This window comes from Burkholderia aenigmatica, from assembly GCF_048627025.1.
In the GTDB taxonomy this organism is placed as follows: Bacteria; Pseudomonadota; Gammaproteobacteria; order Burkholderiales; family Burkholderiaceae; genus Burkholderia; species Burkholderia aenigmatica.
Map to the genome: position 1 here is coordinate 439,446 of NZ_CP184470.1, position 19,586 is coordinate 459,031.

General features: G+C 66.7%; 23 protein-coding genes and 1 riboswitch. Of the genes, 15 read left to right on the forward strand and 8 right to left on the reverse strand.

What is annotated here, in order from left to right; translation table 11 throughout:
* Positions 1-12: 12 nt before the first annotated feature.
* Together ACN8ZM_RS34335 and ACN8ZM_RS34340 are read right to left on the reverse strand one after the other, a co-directional pair.
* A complete protein-coding gene (locus ACN8ZM_RS34335; protein WP_175023297.1) occupies positions 13-1,578 on the reverse strand; it encodes a DUF1302 domain-containing protein in 1,566 nt (521 codons plus the stop codon).
* Positions 1,579-1,734: 156 nt separating this feature from the next.
* Positions 1,735-2,514 (reverse strand): SDR family oxidoreductase, encoded by a 780-nt coding sequence (locus ACN8ZM_RS34340; protein ID WP_420213229.1) that lies wholly within the window; start codon positions 2,512-2,514, stop codon positions 1,735-1,737.
* Positions 2,515-2,651: 137 nt separating this feature from the next.
* On the opposite strand from ACN8ZM_RS34340, the gene ACN8ZM_RS34345 reads away from it, so the two are divergent.
* From ACN8ZM_RS34345 to ACN8ZM_RS34390, 10 genes are all read left to right on the forward strand, one after another.
* On the forward strand, positions 2,652-3,488 hold the full coding sequence (locus tag ACN8ZM_RS34345; RefSeq protein ID WP_420213230.1) for an alpha/beta fold hydrolase: 837 nt from the start codon (positions 2,652-2,654) through the stop codon (positions 3,486-3,488).
* A gap of 67 nt (positions 3,489-3,555) precedes the next feature.
* Positions 3,556-4,344, forward strand: a complete 789-nt coding sequence (locus ACN8ZM_RS34350; protein WP_420213231.1) for an SDR family NAD(P)-dependent oxidoreductase — start codon at positions 3,556-3,558, stop codon at positions 4,342-4,344.
* A 38-nt stretch (positions 4,345-4,382) separates the two neighbouring features.
* Complete coding sequence (locus ACN8ZM_RS34355) at positions 4,383-5,132, forward strand: electron transfer flavoprotein subunit beta/FixA family protein (protein ID WP_420213232.1); 750 nt, start codon at positions 4,383-4,385, stop codon at positions 5,130-5,132.
* 16 nt (positions 5,133-5,148) lie between these two features.
* The gene (locus ACN8ZM_RS34360) at positions 5,149-6,093 is read left to right on the forward strand and encodes an electron transfer flavoprotein subunit alpha/FixB family protein (protein ID WP_420213233.1); all 945 of its coding nucleotides are present in this window, start codon (positions 5,149-5,151) and stop codon (positions 6,091-6,093) included.
* A 3-nt stretch (positions 6,094-6,096) separates the two neighbouring features.
* The gene (locus ACN8ZM_RS34365) at positions 6,097-6,624 is read left to right on the forward strand and encodes a transferase hexapeptide repeat family protein (protein WP_205823282.1); all 528 of its coding nucleotides are present in this window, start codon (positions 6,097-6,099) and stop codon (positions 6,622-6,624) included.
* Between the two features lie 95 nt (positions 6,625-6,719).
* Positions 6,720-6,968 (forward strand): hypothetical protein, encoded by a 249-nt coding sequence (locus tag ACN8ZM_RS34370; protein WP_043186615.1) that lies wholly within the window; start codon positions 6,720-6,722, stop codon positions 6,966-6,968.
* 289 nt (positions 6,969-7,257) lie between these two features.
* A complete protein-coding gene (locus tag ACN8ZM_RS34375) occupies positions 7,258-7,557 on the forward strand; it encodes a hypothetical protein (RefSeq protein ID WP_043186617.1) in 300 nt (99 codons plus the stop codon).
* A 190-nt stretch (positions 7,558-7,747) separates the two neighbouring features.
* Positions 7,748-8,392, forward strand: a complete 645-nt coding sequence (locus ACN8ZM_RS34380; RefSeq protein ID WP_420213234.1) for a DUF1326 domain-containing protein — start codon at positions 7,748-7,750, stop codon at positions 8,390-8,392.
* On the forward strand, positions 8,389-9,180 hold the full coding sequence (locus tag ACN8ZM_RS34385; protein WP_420213235.1) for a DUF2182 domain-containing protein: 792 nt from the start codon (positions 8,389-8,391) through the stop codon (positions 9,178-9,180). Before ACN8ZM_RS34380 ends, ACN8ZM_RS34385 begins: the two co-directional genes overlap by 4 nt.
* Before the next feature lie 52 nt (positions 9,181-9,232).
* Positions 9,233-9,580, forward strand: a complete 348-nt coding sequence (locus tag ACN8ZM_RS34390) for a copper-binding protein (RefSeq protein WP_420213339.1) — start codon at positions 9,233-9,235, stop codon at positions 9,578-9,580.
* A gap of 85 nt (positions 9,581-9,665) precedes the next feature.
* On the opposite strand, the gene ACN8ZM_RS34395 is transcribed toward ACN8ZM_RS34390, so the two are convergent.
* Together ACN8ZM_RS34395 and ACN8ZM_RS34400 are read right to left on the reverse strand one after the other, a co-directional pair.
* Positions 9,666-10,130: a cupin domain-containing protein gene (locus ACN8ZM_RS34395; protein ID WP_301767705.1), complete on the reverse strand. Its 465-nt coding sequence runs from the start codon at positions 10,128-10,130 to the stop codon at positions 9,666-9,668.
* Between the two features lie 309 nt (positions 10,131-10,439).
* Complete coding sequence (locus ACN8ZM_RS34400) at positions 10,440-10,901, reverse strand: Lrp/AsnC family transcriptional regulator (protein ID WP_420213340.1); 462 nt, start codon at positions 10,899-10,901, stop codon at positions 10,440-10,442.
* 116 nt (positions 10,902-11,017) lie between these two features.
* Between ACN8ZM_RS34400 and ACN8ZM_RS34405 the strand changes: the two genes are divergently transcribed.
* Positions 11,018-11,650: a LysE family translocator gene (locus tag ACN8ZM_RS34405; protein WP_420213236.1), complete on the forward strand. Its 633-nt coding sequence runs from the start codon at positions 11,018-11,020 to the stop codon at positions 11,648-11,650.
* Here ACN8ZM_RS34405 and ACN8ZM_RS34410 read toward each other — a convergent pair.
* Together ACN8ZM_RS34410 and ACN8ZM_RS34415 are read right to left on the reverse strand one after the other, a co-directional pair.
* Complete coding sequence (locus ACN8ZM_RS34410; protein ID WP_420213237.1) at positions 11,647-12,072, reverse strand: DUF6331 family protein; 426 nt, start codon at positions 12,070-12,072, stop codon at positions 11,647-11,649. The genes ACN8ZM_RS34405 and ACN8ZM_RS34410 overlap by 4 nt on opposite strands.
* 35 nt (positions 12,073-12,107) lie before the next feature.
* Positions 12,108-12,953, reverse strand: a complete 846-nt coding sequence (locus ACN8ZM_RS34415) for a GNAT family N-acetyltransferase (RefSeq protein WP_420213238.1) — start codon at positions 12,951-12,953, stop codon at positions 12,108-12,110.
* 323 nt (positions 12,954-13,276) lie between these two features.
* On the opposite strand from ACN8ZM_RS34415, the gene ACN8ZM_RS34420 reads away from it, so the two are divergent.
* Positions 13,277-13,627 carry a VOC family protein gene (locus ACN8ZM_RS34420; protein ID WP_420213239.1) on the forward strand — a complete coding sequence of 117 codons (351 nt, stop codon included), beginning with the start codon at positions 13,277-13,279 and terminating at the stop codon, positions 13,625-13,627.
* Positions 13,628-13,790: 163 nt separating this feature from the next.
* Here the strand turns inward: ACN8ZM_RS34420 and ACN8ZM_RS34425 are convergent, their stop codons facing one another.
* Positions 13,791-15,719 carry a TonB-dependent receptor domain-containing protein gene (locus ACN8ZM_RS34425; RefSeq protein WP_420213240.1) on the reverse strand — a complete coding sequence of 643 codons (1,929 nt, stop codon included), beginning with the start codon at positions 15,717-15,719 and terminating at the stop codon, positions 13,791-13,793.
* Positions 15,720-16,056: 337 nt separating this feature from the next.
* Positions 16,057-16,250: riboswitch (cobalamin riboswitch) on the reverse strand.
* A gap of 89 nt (positions 16,251-16,339) precedes the next feature.
* The gene (locus tag ACN8ZM_RS34430; protein ID WP_301767697.1) at positions 16,340-17,398 is read right to left on the reverse strand and encodes a helix-turn-helix transcriptional regulator; all 1,059 of its coding nucleotides are present in this window, start codon (positions 17,396-17,398) and stop codon (positions 16,340-16,342) included.
* Positions 17,399-17,564: 166 nt separating this feature from the next.
* On the opposite strand from ACN8ZM_RS34430, the gene ACN8ZM_RS34435 reads away from it, so the two are divergent.
* From ACN8ZM_RS34435 to ACN8ZM_RS34445, 3 genes are read left to right on the forward strand one after another with little or no spacing between them, the layout of a single operon-like run.
* Positions 17,565-17,909: a hypothetical protein gene (locus tag ACN8ZM_RS34435; RefSeq protein ID WP_420213241.1), complete on the forward strand. Its 345-nt coding sequence runs from the start codon at positions 17,565-17,567 to the stop codon at positions 17,907-17,909.
* Positions 17,899-18,531 carry a Dabb family protein gene (locus ACN8ZM_RS34440; RefSeq protein ID WP_420213242.1) on the forward strand — a complete coding sequence of 211 codons (633 nt, stop codon included), beginning with the start codon at positions 17,899-17,901 and terminating at the stop codon, positions 18,529-18,531. The genes ACN8ZM_RS34435 and ACN8ZM_RS34440 overlap by 11 nt, the downstream gene beginning before the upstream one ends.
* A gap of 44 nt (positions 18,532-18,575) precedes the next feature.
* Positions 18,576-19,568, forward strand: coding sequence for an NADP-dependent oxidoreductase (locus ACN8ZM_RS34445; protein ID WP_420213243.1), 993 nt, complete (start codon positions 18,576-18,578; stop codon positions 19,566-19,568).
* Positions 19,569-19,586: the final 18 nt, after the last annotated feature.

Below are 19,586 nucleotides of genomic sequence, written 5' to 3' on the forward strand. Positions count from 1 at the left end.
CGGCCGGGCCGCTCAGAAGTGGTAGGTCGCCGTGGCGAGCACGTAGTCGCGATCGGCGAGCGGCCGCGTGGCCGGATTCGGCGAACCGAGGAACTTCGCGTAGACGAGCGACAGCTGCAGGTTGCTCAGGCGCGTGAAGGTCACGCCGGCGGTCACGCGGTGGTCGCCCTGGCCCGTCAGCGAGCCGAGCGCGCCGGCCAGCGGCGACGTGCCCGTCAGGTCGTGTGCGTAGGTCAGCGGCACGTCGAGATCCCAGCCGTTGAACACGTTCTTGTAGCTGAGCGTCCACGCGACCTCCATCGCGAGCGCGTTGCGCGAATTCGCGAGCGTGGTCGAGCCGTCGAGCGCCGAGATACTGCCCGCGTGTACGTACGTGAGTTCGCCGGTCAGCGACTGCGAGTTCGCGAGGAAGCTCGGCCCGATCGAGTAGATGCCGGACAGGTTGGTCTGCAGCACGTTGGCGCGCGTCGACTGCGGGCCGGTGGGCGTGTTGACGAGCACCGCCGCGCCTTGCCGGTACGACACTTCGCCCGCGACGTTCACCGGGCCGACCTGCGTCGAGAAGCTCGCGCCGGTCAGCTTGATGTTGCTGAAATAGGTCTGCTGGTATTGGAGCGTCGGGAAGTACGTCGTGACGACGCTCGGGTTCATGTCGTTGTAGTGCAGGTGGTACAGGCCGAGCTCGGTGTCGCCGAGCACGCGGAAGCGCGCGCCGATCCCCCACTGGTTGCGTGCGCTCGGCTTCTCGTCGGGGCCGCGCGGAATCACCATCCCGCCCGGGCCGATGATGTACTGCGCGCCGGGGCCGGTGACGTCGGAGTAGCTCCAGTACGTGCCGGGCGCGGTCAGCCGGTTCTGCTGGAACGAGAACTGGTAGTAGGCGAGCAGGCTGAAGCTCGGCGTGATCTGCCACTGCGTCGAGATCTGCGGCACGGGCAGCAGGATGTCCTTCACCTCGGCGCCGGCCATGTACGACTTGGTTGCGTCGGACGGCCCCTGTGCGCCCGCGATGTTCGGGAAGAACAGGCTTTCGCCCCATGCGACGACCTGGTCGCCGACCTTCACGTTCAGGCTCGTCGAGCCGATGTGGAACGTGTTGTACGCATACGCGGCGAGCAGCGTCGTGTGGCCGCCCGACCAGTAGCGTGCGTCGCTCGTGAAGTCGTTGTACTGGCCCGAGTGGTTCACGGTGCCCGGCGCATCGTTGTAGTTCGGGCGGTGATAGGCCTGGTCGTAGAACGTATCCGCGCGGACGAACACCCCCCAGTCGTCGTGCTTCAGGTTCACTTCGCCGAGCAGGCTGACCTGGTTCTCGATCAGCTTGTTCTTCGCGAAGTTGCGGTCGCCGTCGTCGCCGTTGATGTTCGCCGGCGTGAGGAGATTGCCGCTCGGTGCGCGGGTGCGCATGCCGAGGCCGTAACTGAGCGTGAACGTGTAGTCCAGCGTCGTGTCGGCGCCCAGCTCGATCGTGCTGCCGGCGTGCGCGCTGGGAACGGCGCACGTCAGCAACGCGGCGGCCAGCGTCGACAGCGTGGCGGTTGCCCGCTTGTCGGTACGGCGCGAAATCCGTTGATGCATGGTGTCTCCTCTTGGGGGTATCGACGACGGTCGACTGTGTGTGTTGTCGTGAGAGGCAGAGTAGGGAGATCGCGGTAGCAGGGAATCGTCAAAATGAACTAGATGACTTCCCTAGGACTGGCAACGATTCGCACCGCACCGTCGGGAATGCACGCATCAGCGCGCGGCCGCTTGCGCCGCCCGCAGGAACGCGGGCCGCTCGCCGCCGCCGTCGAGCCGCAGGTTCGCGCCGGATGTGTACGACGCGTCGGGCGATGCGAGAAACAGGCACGCGGCGGCGACGTCGTCGGGTGTCGCGAGCCGTCCGGCGGGAATCGTCGCGCGGATCGCGTCGAGCGCGGCGTCGTCGCCGTAGTGGCCTTCGGTGGCCGATTCGGTCTGCACGAGGCTCGGGCTGATCGCGCAGACGCGCACGCGCGGCGCCCACTCGACCGCGAGCGACGTGACCGCGTTGACGAGGCCCGCTTTCGCGGCGCCGTACGCGGCCGTGCCGGGCGACGGACGCGACGCGCTGACGCTCGCGATGAACAGCATCACGCCGCCTGCCGGCTGCGGCTGCATGATTGCGTTCACGCGCTGCGCGAGTTGAAGCGGCGCGATCAGGTTCAGTCGCACGATCGATTCGGTGAAGCGCGGCGATGCATCGGCCGCGAGCGCGAACGGCGAGCCGCCCGCGTTGTTGACGAGCACGTCGAGGCCGCCTGCCGCATCGCGGATCGTCGCGAGCATCGCGTCGACCTGTTCGATGTCGCGCAGATCGGCCGCGACGAACGCCGCCGTGCGGCCGCTGGCAGAAGGCGGCGTGTCGGGCGCGCTGCGTCCGCAGACGAACACGCGCGCGCCCGCCGCGAGAAACCGTTCGGCGATGCGCCGCCCGATGCCCTTGGTGCCGCCCGTCACGAGCACCGTCTTGCCGCTGTAGTCGAATCCGTTCATCGTTGCCTCCGTTTCGGTGGGCCGATGATAGGAAGAAGCGCGCGCGGCTTCGTAGTCTGAAAGGATGATGCCGGCAGGCGCCGGCGGCGCAATCATCGTGGCAGGCATCCATCGAACGACGAAGGAGACAACCCGCGATGACGATCCCCACGACGCCGCCGGCCGGCATCTTCACCGACGTGCCGGGCGGCCTGCGCCTGCACCACTACGAGGCGGGCGGCGGCCGGCCCGTGGTGTTCATCCACGGCAGCGGCCCGGGCGCCAGCGGTTTCAGCAACTTCAAGCACAACGTGCCCGCGTTCGCGGCGGCCGGCTATCGCGCGATCGTCGTCGACCTGCCCGGCTACGGGCAGTCGTCGAAGCCATCCGACGTCGCCTATACGCTCGATTTCTTCGTCGGCGCGCTGCATGCGCAACTGAACGCGCTTGGAATCGGGCCGGCCGTGCTGCTCGGCAACTCGCTCGGCGGCGCGATTGCGCTCAAGTACGCACTCGACTACCCGGACGAAGTCGACGGGCTGATCATGATGGCGCCCGGCGGGGTGGAGGATCGCGACACCTATTTCCGGATGGAAGGCATCCAGCGGATGGTGAAGCTGTTCACGAATCGCCAGATGAATGACGACACGATGCGCGAACTGCTGACGCTGCTCGTGCACGATCCGGCGATCGTCACCGACGCGCTCGTCGCCGAGCGGATGAAGGTGTGCGTCGAACAGCCGACCGAAGTGCTGTCGACGATGAGCGTGCCGAACCTGACCGACGCGCTCGGCGACTTGCGTACCCCGGTGCTCGGTTTCTGGGGCACGGACGACCGCTTCAATCCGGTCGGCGGCGCGCTGAAGTTCCTCGAACGCTGCCGCGATGCGCGCTTCGTGCTGATGAACCGGTGCGGCCACTGGGTGATGGTGGAGCACGCCGACTATTTCAATCGGGAATGCCTCGATTTTCTTGCGACGCGGAATACGCGATAACGCCGGATGCCCTTGACGATCGGCCCCGATGCGGGCCGGCGCGTCTGAACAAATACATGGAGACGACATGAAGCTTATCGAAGACCTGTTCGACCTGCGCGGCAAGGTCGCCGCGATCACCGGCGGCGCGCGCGGCATCGGCGCGGAGACCGCACGCACGCTGGCCGCCGCCGGCGCGAGCGTCGCGATTCTCGACGTGCTGTCGCAACCGGCCGAAGCGCTGGTCGAGGAAATCCGCGCGCAGGGCGGCCAGGCCGCGTTCTGGTCGCTCGACGTGACGCACGAGGCCGACGTGGCGCGCGTGTTCGGCGAGATCGTCACGCGCTTCGGGCGCCTGGACGTGCTCGTGAACAACGCGGGCATCGAAGGCCACAACGTGCCGACGCACGAACTCACGCTTGCGCAATGGCAGCGCGTGCTGGACGTGAACGTCAACGGCGTGTTCCTGTGCACGCGTGCGGCGATTCCGCATATCGACGCGGCCGGCGGCGGCTCGATCGTGAACCTGTCGTCGATGTACGGGATCGTCGGCGGGCCCGACGTGCCCGCGTATCACGCATCGAAGGCCGCGGTACGGATGATGGCGAAGGTCGACGCGATGCTGTACGCGGCGAAGAACATTCGGGCGAACTCGGTGCATCCCGGCTATATCCGCACGCCGATGCTCGAGGAAGCGTTCCGCCAGATGGGGCAGGATCCCGATCGTGCGTTCGAGTACATGCAGACGAATGTGCCGATGGCGAAGATCGGCAGCCCGCGCGACATCGCGGCCGGGATCCTGTATCTCGTGTCGCCGGCCGGCCGTTACGTGACGGGCGCGGAGCTCGTGATCGACGGCGGGTTTACCGCGCGCTGACGCAACGCGGCGCACGCAACGGAACAGGAGACAGGCAGTTGAAAGCGCTCGTGGCAGTGAAACGCGTGGTCGACGCGAACGTGAAGGTCGGCGTGAAATCCGACCGGACGGGCGTCGACATCGCGAACGTGAAGATGTCGATGAACCCGTTCGACGAGATCGCGGTGGAGGAAGCCGTGCGGTTGAAGGAGGCCGGCATCGTGACCGAAGTGGTGGCCGTGTCGGTCGGCGTCGCGCAGGCGCAGGAAACGCTGCGCACGGCGCTCGCGATCGGCGCGGATCGCGCGATCCTCGTCGAATCGAATGAAGGCGTCGAGCCGCTCGGTGTCGCGAAGGTGCTGAAGGCGCTGGTCGACAAGGAGCAGCCGCACCTGGTGATCCTCGGCAAGCAGGCGATCGACGACGATTCGAACCAGACCGGGCAGATGCTGGCTGCGTTGGCGGGTTTGCCGCAGGCGACGTTCGCATCGAAGGTGGTGGTGGCGGATGGTCGTGCGACGGTCGCACGCGAAGTCGACGGCGGCGCTGAAACGCTGTCGCTTCAATTGCCCGCAGTCATCACCACGGATCTGCGCCTGAACGAGCCGCGCTACGTGACGCTGCCGAACATCATGAAGGCGAAGAAGAAGCCGCTCGAAATCGTGAAGCCCGACGAGCTCGGCGTGGACGTGACACCGCGTCTGAAGGTGCTCAACGTGAACGAGCCGCCGAAGCGCGCGGCCGGCGTGAAGGTGCCGGACGTGCAGACGCTGGTCGGGAAGCTGAAGACCGAAGCCAAGGTGCTGTAACAGGGAACGCAAGGACATGACGATTCTGGTGATTGCGGAACACGGCAACGCGTCGATCAAGGCGGCAACGCTGAATGCCGTCGCTGCCGCACAGGCGCTCGATGCAGCGGGCGGCGGCGACGTTCACGTGCTCGTCGCAGGACACGACGCGCAGGCGGCGGCCGATGCGGCAGCGAAGATCGCGGGTGTGTCGAAGGTGCTGCTGGCCGATGCGCCGCAGCTGGCCGACGGTCTGGCCGAGAACGTCGAAGCGACGGTGATGACCGTCGCGAAGCGCTACTCGCACATCGTTGCGCCGGCCACGGCCTACGGCAAGGACATCGCGCCGCGCATTGCCGCGAAGCTGGATGTCGCACAGATCTCCGAGATCACGGCCGTAATTTCGGCCGATACGTTCGAGCGCCCGATCTACGCGGGCAACGCGATCGCGACGGTGCAGTCGAGCGATCCGGTCAAGGTGATCACGGTGCGCGCGACGGGTTTCGATCCGGTGGCGGCGGAAGGTGGCAGCGCAACGGTCGAGAAGGTTGAAGCTGCGTTCGATGCCGGCAAGTCGCAGTTCGTGAGCCGTGAAGTGACGAAGCTGGACCGTCCGGAACTGACGAGCGCGAGCATCGTCGTGTCGGGCGGCCGCGGGCTGGGCAGCGGCGAGAACTATACGAAGGTGCTGGAGCCGCTGGCCGACAAGCTGCATGCCGCACTGGGCGCGTCGCGCGCAGCGGTCGACGCCGGCTACGTGCCGAACGACTACCAGGTCGGCCAGACCGGCAAGATCGTCGCCCCGCAGCTGTACGTCGCGGTCGGCATCTCGGGGGCAATCCAGCATCTGGCCGGGATGAAGGATTCGAAGGTGATCGTCGCGATCAACAAGGATCCGGAGGCGCCGATCTTCAGCGTGGCCGACTACGGTGTGGTCGGCGACCTGTTCACGCTCGTGCCAGAAGCGGTCGCGGCGCTCTGACCGATGCCGCTGTTCGAATTCAACGGGATGCGGCCGCGCGTCGATCCGTCCGCGTATGTCGATCCAAGCGCGGTCGTGATCGGCGACGTGACGATCGGCGCGCGCTGCTACATCGGCCCGCATGCGAGCCTGCGCGGCGACTTCGGCGCGATCGTCGTCGAAGACGGCAGCAACGTGCAGGACGGCTGCGTGTTGCACGTCGGGATCGGCGAGACGTGCCGGCTCGGCGTGAACAGCCACATCGGCCACGGCGCGATCGTGCATGGGGCGACGCTCGAACCCGACACGATGATCGGGATGAACGCGGTCGTGATGGACGGCGCGACGATCGGCGCGACGACGATCGTTGCCGCGTGCGCGTTCGTGAAGGCCGGCTACGACGTACCGCGCGGCGTGCTGCTCGCGGGCATGCCGGGGCGTGTCGTGCGGCGGCTGAGCGACGCGGAGATCGATGCGAAGGCGAACGGCACGCGGATCTATCAGCAACTGGCGGCGGACTGCCTGAGGACGATCAGGCCGGTCGACGGGTGAGCGGGCATCCGGGCGGGTCTGGATGCGACGGATTGCCGGGCAGGTTGCCGTTGCCGTAAGATCGGCACAGGCTTTCCCATCGGCATTCGCGTCACATGAAAAAGAACGTTCGTTTGCGGCTCACAGTCATTGCGTCGGCATTTGCCGTCTACAGCGTTTACATGCACATCCAGCAGTTCATCAGTGGTTGCGTGTGGGTCAGGGGCCATCAGCGCTGCAGTTTCGAAAACAGCGCGAATTTCGAAGGCTGGATGGATCTCGATCTGATGATCGCGTGCTGCTGGGTCGCCGCGGCGGTGGTCGGCTGGATTGCCGTCGTGCAGGCCGCGAAGAAGCCAGGTTGAAAGGCTGGCGCTTCTTTCACGCAAAACCGATCGCTGTCAATCCGTGACAACGATCGTCCGTGCGGCATCGCCGCAATCGTCAGTGCCGCAGCCGGATCCCCGCGCCGCAGGGGCAACCGGCCAACGGGATCGGGTTCCGGTCTGTCGACGCGCTGGTCGGTGCAGACGCCGGCACGCGCCTCGCCACCCATCACCCGCCATCCGCCGCCATCGGCTGTCGTTGTGCTTTTTTCCTTCCGTACCGGGATAATGATCCGGCGTCGCGCACGCTGCGCGCGGGGAGGCTCCCATGCAATTTCCGACGGGTTCGGTGGTCGCGCTCAGTTCGGCCGCCGCGACGATGTTTTCGATGGGCATGCTGTTTCTCGGCTACTGGGGGTGGCACGAGCCGCTGCCGTGGCGGTTCGGCGACTACGTCGTGATCCTGCCGGCGCTGGCCGGGTTCGCGTGCCTCGTCAGCGTGCCGTTTCTCGCCACATCGCCGATGAAGACACCCGACGACGAGTCGCGGATGTTCGTCGCGCGGCGCGTGTTTCTGTGCGGCGCAAGTGCGTTGTGGTGTGCGATCGTCGCGTCGCTGGTCGTGTGAGAACCGTGCGAGATTCGGCCGAGCCGCCGCGCGCCGGCGCGGCCCGGCGCAATCCTGTCGAAGCGTCTTGCATGAGCGCTGAAAACACGGTTTTCACGCGTCGATTCGGGCCGCCATCGCGGCTTTGATTTCCCCTTTGGCGTGCACTAGATTCGAAGCGTTCACGTGTCACCGAGCGCGAGGTGGAGTCATGACGCCGTGGGAGATTCAGGGCATCGAATTGATCAATTGCAATTGCTCATACGGTTGTCCCTGTCAGTTCAATGCGCTGCCGACCAACGGCAATTGCGCAGCGATGGGTGCGATTTCGATCGACAGCGGCCACTACGGCGACGTGGTGCTCGACGGCGTCCGGATCGCGGTCGTGTTCGAGTGGCCGGGGGCGATCCACGAGGGCGGCGGCCGGTGCCAGCCGATCGTCGACGAGCGCGCCAGCGCGGCGCAGCGCGACGCGGTGCTGAAGATCATGACCGGTCAGGATACCGATCCGTTTGCGACGATGTTCTCGGTATTCGCGTCGACGCTCGAGCAGGCGTTCGATCCGATCTTCACGAAGATCGATTTCGACGTCGATGTCGACGCGCGGCGTGGCCGGATCCACGTCGACGGCGTGTTCGACGTCGCGGGCGACCCGATCCGCAATCCGGTGACGGGCGCCGAGCATCGCGCGCGGATCGACCTGCCGAACGGTTTCGAATACGAACTGGCCGAGATCGGTTCGGGCACGTCGCGCTCGCAAGGCCATATTCCGCTGACGCTCGACGGCACCTATGCGCAGTTCGCGCGGCTGCACCTGAACAACCACGGGTTGATCCGGCATCGCGTCGCGGCATGATTCCCGTCGGTCACTGGCTCGCGCGCGAGCGCGTCATCACGCTGCTCGGCATGGCGGCGCTCGTCGGCCTGTGCTGGTTCTACCTGTGGACCGGGGCGGGCACCGGCATGTCGGCGCTGGAGATGACCACCGTCGCGCTCTTTCCGCATCGCCTGGCGAACGTCATGGGCAGCATGGATCCGTCGCTGCCGACCGTGATCGTGATGTGGTGGGTGATGATGATCGCGATGATGACGCCCAGCGCGGCGCCGCTCGTGATGCTGTACCGGCGTGTGCTGCGGCAACGTGGCGCGGACGGGGCGGGTTCGGCGTTCACGTCGGTGTCGCTGCTGGGCGGTTACCTGGCTGCGTGGCTCGGCTTCTCGATCGGCGCGGCGCTGCTCCAGGCGATGCTGCAGCCGGCCGGGCTGATCTCCGCGATGATGCTGTGGTCGAAGAGCGCCGTCCTTTCCGCGATCGTGCTGGCGCTGGCCGGGCTCTATCAGTTCTCACCGCTGAAACGCGCGTGCCTGCGGCAATGCCGGGCGCCGGCCGGGTTCCTGGTCGCGCACTGGCGACCGGGCGTCGCGGGCAGTTTCCTGCTCGGCGTGCGGCACGGCCTGTATTGCGTCGGCTGCTGCTGGTTGCTGATGGCGTTGCTGTTCGTCGGCGGCGTGATGAATGTCGTGTGGATCGCGGCGCTGTCGTTGATCGTGTTCGCGGAAAAGATCCTGCCCTGCGGCGAACGTATCGGGCGTGCGCTGGGCGTCGTCCTGATTGCGTGGGCCGGGGTGACGCTGATCGTGTGACGGGCGCCTGCGCCTGTCGCGACAGCGTGCCCGGCCCGACGGGAGCGTGTCGATGAGAACCTGCTTGCAGTCCGCCGCCGTATTGTTGGCAATGGTGGTCGTTGCGATGCCGGTGTTCGCGGGCGGTGACATGTCCGACATGAACATGGGAGCCGCGAAGAGGTCGGCGCCGGATTCGGCGCTGACCGATGCCGAGGTCGAGGAGATCGACGCCGGCCGCGGCGTGGTGACCTTGAAGCACGGCGCACTCGACAACGTCGGGATGCCGCCGATGACGATGGCGTTCAAGGGTGCCGACGCAGCCATGCTTCGGCCGCTTCGTGTGGGCGACAAGGTCAGGATTCGGGTGGAAAGCGTCAAGGGTGAGCTTGTGATCGTGAAGCTCGTGAAGCGGCCGTGACGGGCAAGGTGGCGCGGGGGCAGGGGATCGCCGTGTGCCGGGTGATGCCAGGCTTTGGCCGGTCGTGCATCGAGCGATGCGTGCGTCACGCAGGAGGCGTGCCGAGATCCACGAAGACCTTGTCGGCGCCCGCCTTGTACAGCCGCTTGCCGAGCTTCGGATAGTCGCACACGTCGTGTTCCGGACGGTCGCCCGCCACGAGATAGACCAGCGGCAGATCGCCGGTATTCAGCATCGTGTGCGCGGTGCCGCCGCGCGGAAATCCCATGAAGTCGCCCGGGCCGATCGCATAGGTGTGGCCATCGACGACTGCTTCGCCGGTTCCCGACAGGATATAGACGCATTCTTCCGCGTAGAGATGCCGGTGGTATTCGGTGGATTCTCGTCCGGGCATCAAGGTCATCAGATGGAAGCCGAGTTGTGTCAGCCCGGTTGCGTCGCCAAGCGACCGCTTCAGGCGGACGGCATTGCCGTTCAACGGATGGACGGAGTGTTCCGGTTCCATCGCTGCAATGTCGGCGGCTTTCAGCACTTCAGGCGGGGTGTTCATCGTCTGTCCTCTCCGGGAATCGGGGCACCAGTGGTGCGGCGAGTATGACTCATCGGCGCTGGCGTTGGGGACTGCGTTGCCGCGCGATGCTACGTAACGCAGGGCCCGCGTTACGCGTGCGTTACCCGGGACGCAAGGCTTGGTCGCCGATGTGAGGTTGAAGCCGGAGGCCCAGCGTCGCGCCCCGGAAGGCCATCGGGGCGCGACGGCCTTCCGGGTCGATGAAGTCGTCGTGGATGCCGATCGTAATGGCACGATAGCTGCTTGTCGGGATGATCGCGCTGAAAGCGAGCTGGGCCTGTCGATGCGTCAATCGCGCGTGATGTCGCGCTGCGACGGTGGCCGCGCCAAACCGCGCGCGGGCAGCGGCGTCGACATCACGATCGACGTGCGTGTTTCGCCGTACAGGTTGATGCGTTCGATCAGTTGCTCGAGATGGGACATGCTGATCGCGACGAGCCGCATCATGTACGAGTCCGCGCCCGTCACGTGATGACATTCGACGACTTCGGGAATCGTCTCCAGCAACCGGAGGAATTTTGCTTTCGCCGGTTGCTGCACCGTGATGCCGATCAGCGCGCTGACCGGATAGCCGGCTCCGGCAGGATTGATCCGGGCCGTGTAGCCCTCGACGACACCGGCCGCCTCGAGACGCTTCACGCGTTCCGTCACCGCCGGCACCGACAGGTGCACCTGGCGCGCCAGCTCCGTATAGCTGATACGGCCGTTGGCCTGCAACAGCGCCACTACCTTCCAGTCCAGATCGTCCATTGCGGCGGGAATTTTTAAGGTGGAGTAGCCATTTTTCCTTAAAAACCGCATTCAGCGATGACCGGACTTTCCCTACGATGCCTGTTCAACACATTACATGTCGCAAGGAGCAGGCGATGCTGTTCATCAAATCCGTCGTGATGGGGCTGTCGATCGCGGTGCCGGTCGGCCCGATCGGCATGCTGTGCATCCAGCGCAGCCTGAGCCGCGGCTTTCAGGCGGGATTCGCAACAGGCGTCGGCGCCGCGTGCGCCGACGCGATCTACGGCTTGCTCGGTGCGCTCGGCATCGCGGGTATCGTCACGGCCTTCCCGATGCTGACCGTCGGGTTGAAAATCGGCGGCGGCGCGTTCCTCGTGTGGCTGGCGTGGACCATCGCGCGTCAGGCGCCGGCCGTGTCGACGCTGCAACGCGACCTGCCGCGCACGTCCGTCCTGCGTGATTTCGTGACGACGTTCGGCCTGACGCTGTCGAACCCGATGACGATCCTGTCGTTCGTCGGGATTTTCGCGGCGCTCGGCCCGCTGTCGGGGGCGCGGGAAGGGGCGATGGGATCGGCCGTGGCGCTGATGGTCGCCGGTGTGTTCATCGGTTCCGCGACGTGGTGGCTGTGCCTGAGCAGCGCGACCGCCGCGCTGCGCACGAAGATGTCGTTCGCGTTCATGCACGGGCTGTCGCGCGTGTCGGCCGCGGTCATCGCGGGATTCGGCGTGATTCAGGTCGTCGCGGGCATGCGCGGTGTCATCTAGGTCGACGCATCGCGCGCAGCGCGTTGCGACCGGATGGCGTCGACCGTCGTCCGGAGATGCGCGAGCAACTCGAGCATGACCGCTTTCCGAAAATACTGGTTCATTCGTGTGCTGACGACGAGATCGGACGGCAACGCGTCGATCGAACGCTGAACCGTCAGCAGATCGTCGGCGAGTTGCGCCAGCGCTGCGCGATCCCGCGTGCCCACCGCACCCGCGATCTCGTCCGGCCAGAAAACGAACGCGTCGATGCCGCAGCATTCGGCGACGCAGTCCGTCTCCAGTGCATCGAGCAACGGCATGATCCCGGCCAGACAGGGATCGATCGCGACCGCCTGCGCCTGCTCGCCCATCAGGTCGCCGAATTCGATCCAGCGATCCGGACCGATGCTGATGTCGTTCTTGTGTGGTTTGCCGTTCATGGGTTGACGCTCGACAGGTTCAGTTTTCGTGACGATCACCCCAGCTCGAACGACGTGACCCCGAACACGCGATCGAGCGCAATCGCCGGTGCGTCGTTCGTGTACATCCGTGCGGTTTCGAAGACGCTCGTCATGCCGTGCCGCTCCGCCAGCGCGACGGCCGCCGGGTTCGTTTCCGGCACGTCGAGCACGATGATCTCGCCGGGCATGTGTGCCGCCAGCGCGCGAAACAGCCCGGTGGCCACGCCCGCGTCATCGGCGAACAGCGGGCCGATCTTGCAGCCGGTCTTGCAGCGGCGCACGACACCGTATCCGGCGACACGGCCGGCGTCGAGCGTCGCGAGCGCAACCGCATCCGGCTGCGCGATCCACGCGGAGACGAAACGCTCGCGCGCCGCGGGAAAGCACTGGCGATCGTAGGCGAGCAACTGCTCGAACGGCACGTCGGCCGCTGCCACCACGTGCGCGCAACCGATGCCGCCCACCCGCCCCTCGTAGCGGATATTGCGGTACGCGAGCTCGAACCCGGACTTCCTGTAGTTCGCCTGCTGGGCCAGGACACCATCGAGCCCGATGTTGCGGACGCCGAGGTAACGCATGCCGTGCTGCCAGATTCGGATGCCGAAGCCTTGGCCGCGGAATCCGGGTTTCACGATGTAGAGACCGATGAAGCCAAAGCGTTCGTCGTAGGCGACAGCGGCGAGGCACGCAATCGGCTCGCCGCGCCAGACGCCGACGAAGAACCCGGCCGGATCCGCGTTCCTGAAACAGGGTGAATCGTGCAGGCCGGGGTTCCAGCCTTCTGCCGCCGCCCATTCGACCGACATGGCTACCTCGTCGGCCGACATGGTGCGCACGATGAAGTCTTCGCCTTGATCCATGGTTCACTCCAGTCGCCGCGCTCGAGATCGCGTGTTGCGTGACGGAATAGGCATCGGGGAAGCGCGGGAGGCGGCCTCCGTGGCTGCCGATCGGGCCATCATAATCCCACGAGCGGGGATGAGCGTGGGGCGCATGCTGTGCCGCCAATGGATGACACGCTTCCGGTCGAAGCGGATCGTGTGGCTGCACTTGGCGACTGTCGGGGATTTGCGCGAGTGGCGGTCAAGCGCCAACCACTTGATGAAGCCGGTGTGGACGCTGTTGTAAGCCAATCATATTGGCGTCTGATACATTCCGTGCGTATCCATCTCGGGGACACGTCATGAAGCTTCGAACCGTCTATTTGAAGGTAAATGATATGGAGCGGGCCATTTCCTTTTGGCAACGACTTCTCGGATATGAACCGGTCAAGCAGTCCGGGAAGTGGACTGAATTCATGCTCGGCACAAATCGTCTGGGCCTCCTGCTAAACGACTTTGGCGACGAGTTCAAAGGCAGCGGCTCGGTTCCCGTCTTTGAGTTCGAAGAAAACGCGCTACACGAATTCGTGAAGCGGGCAACAGAAAACGGGGCCTCCGTTGTGGTGGACGGATTGAAAGTCGAGTCGATGAAAAGCATCGTCCTGTGCAGCCCCGACGGACACGAGTTCGAGCTTTGCATGTGCCACACCTAGGCCGCGGAGCCGATTTGGCCGTTTGTCGCATTGTCTTGTGAACGGCTGCTCGGCGGCGACGATCGGCCATTTCACGCTTCACTGTCACGCATCCGCTGGCGCCGGACACAGCGTTCAAATGGGAGGCCCCGCCGCACGCCGCACCAAGGCCTCCCATCCCCGATCAGAACGTATAACTCACCTTCCCGAACGCCGTCCGCCCAAGCGTGTTGTACCCATACGCGGTCATGTACTGCCGATCGAACAGATTCGACACCGTCGCCGACACGGTCAGGTGCGAATTGATCCGATACGAGGCACGCAGCCCCACCGTCAGATACGACGGCAGATAGGTCGAGTTCGCCGGATCGTCGAACGTCGTCCCGCCGTAAAGCAGCGACGCCCCCGTGCTCAACGCATGCAGATGCAGTTCGTCCCACGTGTGGTCGATGTTCAGGCTGACCGTCTGGCGCGGCCGGCGGTTGAGCCACGAGTTGTTGGTCTCGTCCTGCGGATTCAGGATCCCGACCGCGACGCTCACTGGCGTCGAGCGGCCGATCGTCCCCTTGTACGACAGGTCGATCCCGCGAATATGCGCGCGACCGATGTTCATCGGCGAGAACGTCGCCGGGTTGTACGCGATCAGGTTGGTGACCCGCGTGTCGTAGATCGCCGCCGTGAACGTGCCGTACGACGTGTTCGCATCGACCGCAGCCTCGACCGACGTGTTGCGTTCCGGGCTGAGATTCGGATTGCCGTAGCCGGGGTAATACAGATCGTTGAAGGTCGGCAGCCGGAACGCATTGCCGTACGACACGCGCGCCGTGTACACCGGCGTGATCGCCCACGACAGCGCCGCGTTCCCCGTATTCACCGACTGCCCGGCGATGATTTCATGACGCCCCGCGAGGAACATCGTCACGCTGCCGAGCGTCGCGGACTGGTGCAGCGAGAACGCGGAATCGTTGCGCGTCGGCACGCCGTTCGGAACGTCGACCGGCAGGAACGCCTGCTCGCGCGTGAAGTCGTACGCGAGCTTGGTCTCGCCCGACAGCGGCAGCCCGAACAGATGGAACCCGCGCTCCTGATGCGTCAACGACGTCGACGTGCTGATGCGCTGCGAATTGATCTGGTCGGTCGGGATGGTCGGATCGCTTGCATAGAGGAACTGGCGATCGTTCGAATAACCGAAGGACTGGTCGAACTGCGTGTCCGGCGTGATATCGAGGTGGAACGCGATACCGGTCGTCAGCTGATGATCGAGCTGGCGGTTCGCATAGCCGCTGTTGTCGTAGGACAGATCGGAGCGGTGATACAGCGCGAACGTCGAGATCGACCAGTTGTCGCGCGCGTAGCCGAGGCGCGCATCGAGATCCTGCGCGTGGTACGGGTTGCGGCCGTCCTCATGGCCGTACGCGAACGGCCGCGTCGCATCGATGCCGGCCGTGTTGTACGAGTGCAGGCCGAGCGAGTAGGTGAGCCCGCCGAGCGCGGCGAGCGGCCCGGTCGACGGCACCGTGCCCGACGTGCGGAGCTGCGTGTCGAACGTCTTGTTCGACCCGCCGCCGAACGACACGGTGGTCTGGTTCGGCTGGCTGCCGGCGCGGCGCGTGAAGAGCTGCACGACGCCGCCCATCGCGTTGGCACCGAACGACGCGGCGGCCGGCCCCGAAATCACTTCGACACGTTCGAACGCTTCGGTCGGCAGGTCCGACCACGGCGCGATGCCGGTGGTCGACGAGCCGATCCGGATGCCGTCGATGAACACGGCGACCTGGCTGGCCGACGAGCCGCGGATGCTGACCGACGCGGACGAACCCGGGCCGCCGTTCTGCGAGACGGTCACGCCGGGCAGTGTCGCGAGCGCTTGCGTGATGCTCGGGTCGCTCGGCGACAGCCGGTCGAGATCGGTACGCGTGAGCACCTGGGTCGTCGCATAGCGCTGGTCGAACGATTCGGGCAGTCGCCGCGTGTCGGTCACGTTGATCGTCGGCAGGTCGGTGCCTTCGGCGGCCGGGGCCGGTTGCGAAGTCGCGGTGTCGCCGGCGGCGTGGGCGAGGGGCGACAGGAGCGCGGTCGCGGCGGACGTGGCAAGGAGGTGTCGAATCTTCATGAGGCTGTCGTTGTTGTCGGGCTGCGCGTGCGTCGATCGTGAGCGGCGGGCAGCGCCGGTCTTGTTATCGGTGATCGGGTGATCGCGGGACCGAGCCCAGTGCGCCGTCGCTGCGGGCATCGGCGCGGCGCATGCCGGCGGGCGCGATCGAGATGGAACGGCACGCGCGTGCGTGCGGGCCGTGCATGCCGGCGGCGTGCCGGCGCGACGCTTCCGGCGCGGAAGCGGATGCGGTAACGGTGGACATCGGGCGGATCCTGAGGTCGGGCCGTCCATGCAACGGGCGACCGCCAACGGCGGTGCCGGGCGCGCCGGGACACCCCGCCCGGTGCGGCTGCTTGGACCTCGGGTCGATGGCAGGTCTCCTGGCTCGCGGGTCGTCATTCGTGCCGGCCTTCCCGGTTTCCCAGTGGCATGCAGTGGCACGGATTCGCCGCTCACAGTTGCGGGGGCAGCCGCAGATTCGAGGCGTTGCCTCTCCTGCGTTCCCTTTTGATCCCATCCCTGGGAACCATCAGCGCGCAAGGGTAATGGCGTGCGCTCCGGCGCGTCAATTGTCCGGCCGCGCGGGGATGCGAAAAAACGTCATTACCGCGCAAAAACTTTCGAAATCCTTTCTTTTATGCGTCGGTGCTGCGTTTCATGTCTGACGAAACGGGAGGAGACGCAGCCGTGCAATCGCGCCTGAACCGGCTCGGCGCGATACCCGTCCACCGGACGAACGCGCGGCGGAACGCTTCCTCGCCGCCGAACCCGAGATGGGCGGCGATCCGCGCGACCGCCCAGTCCGACTCGCGCAGCCAGCGTTGCGCGGCCTCGGCGAGACACTGCTCCCGCAGCGCGTGATAACCACTTCCTTCGGCCACCAGCCGCCGCCGCAGCGTTGCCTCGCTGACGCCGAGCCATGCGGCCAGCTCGGCGAGCGCCGGCAACGCCTGCTCATGCGCGAGCGCGGCATCGAGAAAACCGCGCACTTGCTGCGCCCACGACACGACGGCTGGCGCCGCATCAATCAGACGAAACGGAAAATCGACGAGAAATGCGTCGAGTTCGGCCGGCTGCCGGATCACACGGCATTCGAGCCGCGCCGCATCGAATGCGAAGCCATAGGTTTTGCGGCCGACCTCGACCGGCGCATTGAACAGCCCGAGCAGCGGCATCGCGTCGTCGCGGCGCGGATGGCCGAGCCACACGTCGATCGGCCGCAACGGCTGCCCGATCAGCCAGCCGAACAGCTGCAGATAGCAGAACAACCCGGTCAGGTCGACGAGGCACGCGGCCGGACTGCGCGTGCGGCGCAGCGAATCCATCCGGAACGTCGCGCGCCCGTCGCGCACCGCGAGCGATAGCGCGCCGGCGCGCGGCGTCAGCATCTCGCAGAATTCGCGCGCGCAGCGGATCGCGTCGGCCAGCGTCGCGCAGCTCAGCAAGCAGCGGCACATCAGGTCGACTTCGCGCTTGCGCATCGGCGGATGGCCATCGCCGCGCGCGACCTGCGCTTCGAGCCGTTCGATCGCGTCGCGGTACAGCGCGATGAAATCGCCCGACGTCGTCGCCGGTTGCGGCGGCGGTGCGTCGCGGTCGGCCGGCGGCGCGCCGCTGCGCGTGAGTTCGCTCAACAGGCGCGCGCCGAGGCCCGGCAGGACGCGGCCTCGGGCCGGCATGGCGCGCTGTTTCATGAGTTTCCCGATCTGAGCGTTGCGACAGGGGTGGGTGAGCGGGTCGATAGGGGTCCGGGAACCGTCACCACGCAAGAATGCTATCCACGCCGACTGCCTTCGGCCTCGCCGAAACGGCGTAGGCCGGCGCGCATCCCTGTAACGAACGACCACGGACGACACGCGAATGATCCAGATCGTAGACGAAATCACGCTCGCGCCCGAGCGCATTCCCGACGTACTTGCACTGCTGCGCGACCGTTACCTGCCGGGCCACGCGGCGCGCGGGCTGACGGTGGCCGGCCGCTGGGTATCGCCGCCCGTCGCGGTGCCGGGGCAGCCGAGCACGCTGTGGCTGACCTGGCAGGTGGCCGACGCGTCGGCCTACTACCGGATGCGTGCGCTGACGGATGCCGACGTGGTCGGCTTCTGGATGGCCGTCGACGCGCTGTGCGACGTGCGCCGCCGCCATGTGATGACGGACGCCGATGCGCCGCTGCCCGCGCTGCAGGAGGTCGATCATGCGGCATGACACGGCACAGGTATTCGTGTCGGCGGATCGCGACGCCGACGCCATCGAACGCGCGTTGCGCGAAGCCGCGCACGCACTGGCGGGCGCGAAACGCGTGGTGCTGGCGCGAAATCTGGACGGCAGCTGGGGCGCGGGCGACTACACGCTCGACGTGCTGCGCGACGAGGCGGCGGCCGACGGCACGGCGGATTTCGCCGCGCTGGCGCACCTGCCTGGCATAGCGCGCATCGACGGCGCCAGTTGCCGCGCGATCGGCGGCGGCCTGCGCGAACCGGCGCTGCGCGACGGCGTGTGGCGCACGCTGATGCTGCGCGTGCGGCCGCAGGCGAGCGCAGCGCAGATCGCTGCGCTCGAACGCGAACTGCTGCGGATGCCCGCGTTCATGCCCGGCATCCGCAACTGGCGCCTGAGCCGGATCGTGACGCCCGGCGCATGGACGCACGTGTGGCAGCAGGAATTCGCGCACGTCGGCGATCTGCTCGGCGAATACCTGATGCATCCGTATCACTGGGGCTGGGTCGATCGCCGGTTCGATGCCGAAAGCCCCGACTGGACGGTCGATGCGATCTCGCATGCGTTCTGTCCGCTCGCGTCGAGCCTGCTGGCCGAGACGGCGGCCTGACGCGCAGCACACATCAAGCTGACAACAACCCTGGAGACACGAAGATGCGAGCCCTGTTGATCGACCGCGTCGGTCATTCCGACGCCTTGCGGATGGCCGACGTGCCGGCACCGACGCCGGGCCCCGGCGATGTGCTGATCCGCGTGGCCTACGCGGGCGTCAATCCCGCCGACTGGAAATGCCGCGAAGGCTACCTTGGCGCGTTCATGCAATACACGTTTCCGTTCGTGATCGGCTTCGACGCGGCGGGCGTGGTCGAAGCGGTCGGCGACGGCGTCGACGGTTTCGCGCCCGGCATGCGCGTGTTCGCGCAGACCGACGTCGGCGCGGGGCGCTGGGGCGCGTATGCGGAATTCGTCGCGGTGCGCCACGATTCGGTCGTGCGCGTGCCCGACGCGGTGAGCCTGGCGGAAGCCGCCACGGTGCCGACACCTGCACTCGCCGCGTGGGCCGGCCTGTTCGACGACGGCGGGCTGCGGGCGGGCCAGACGGTGCTGGTGCACGGCGGCGCGGGCGCGGTCGGCACGTTCGCGATCCAGCTCGCGGTGCAGGCCGGCGCGCGCGTCGCGGCGACGTGTTCGGCGCGCAACCGCGAGACGGTCGAGTCGCTGGGCGCGGCGGCCAGCATCGACTATCGCGAGCAGGACATCGCCGCGGCGCTGCGCGCATGGGCGCCCGGCGGTGTCGACCTCGTGCTCGACGCGGTCGGCGGCGACACGCTGCCCGATGCGCTCGACCTGCTGGCACCGGGCGGCACGCTGGTGACCATCATGACGCTCGTGGCCGGCGATGCGGAACGGCTGGCCGCGACGGCCGCCGAAGCCGCCCGGCGCGGCCTGCGCACCGCGATGACCTATAGCCGGATGCCGAGCGGCGGCACGCTCGCCCGGATCGCGGAGCAGCTCGACAAGCGCGCACTGCGCGTGCCGCGTTTCGACCGTTTTCCGCTCGAACAGGCGGCCCGCGCACTCGATCTCGTTCAAACGGGCGAGGCGAGAACGAAGCTGGTGCTTCATGTTGCGGATATCGCCCGCTGAGCGGCCCGCACGCACCTC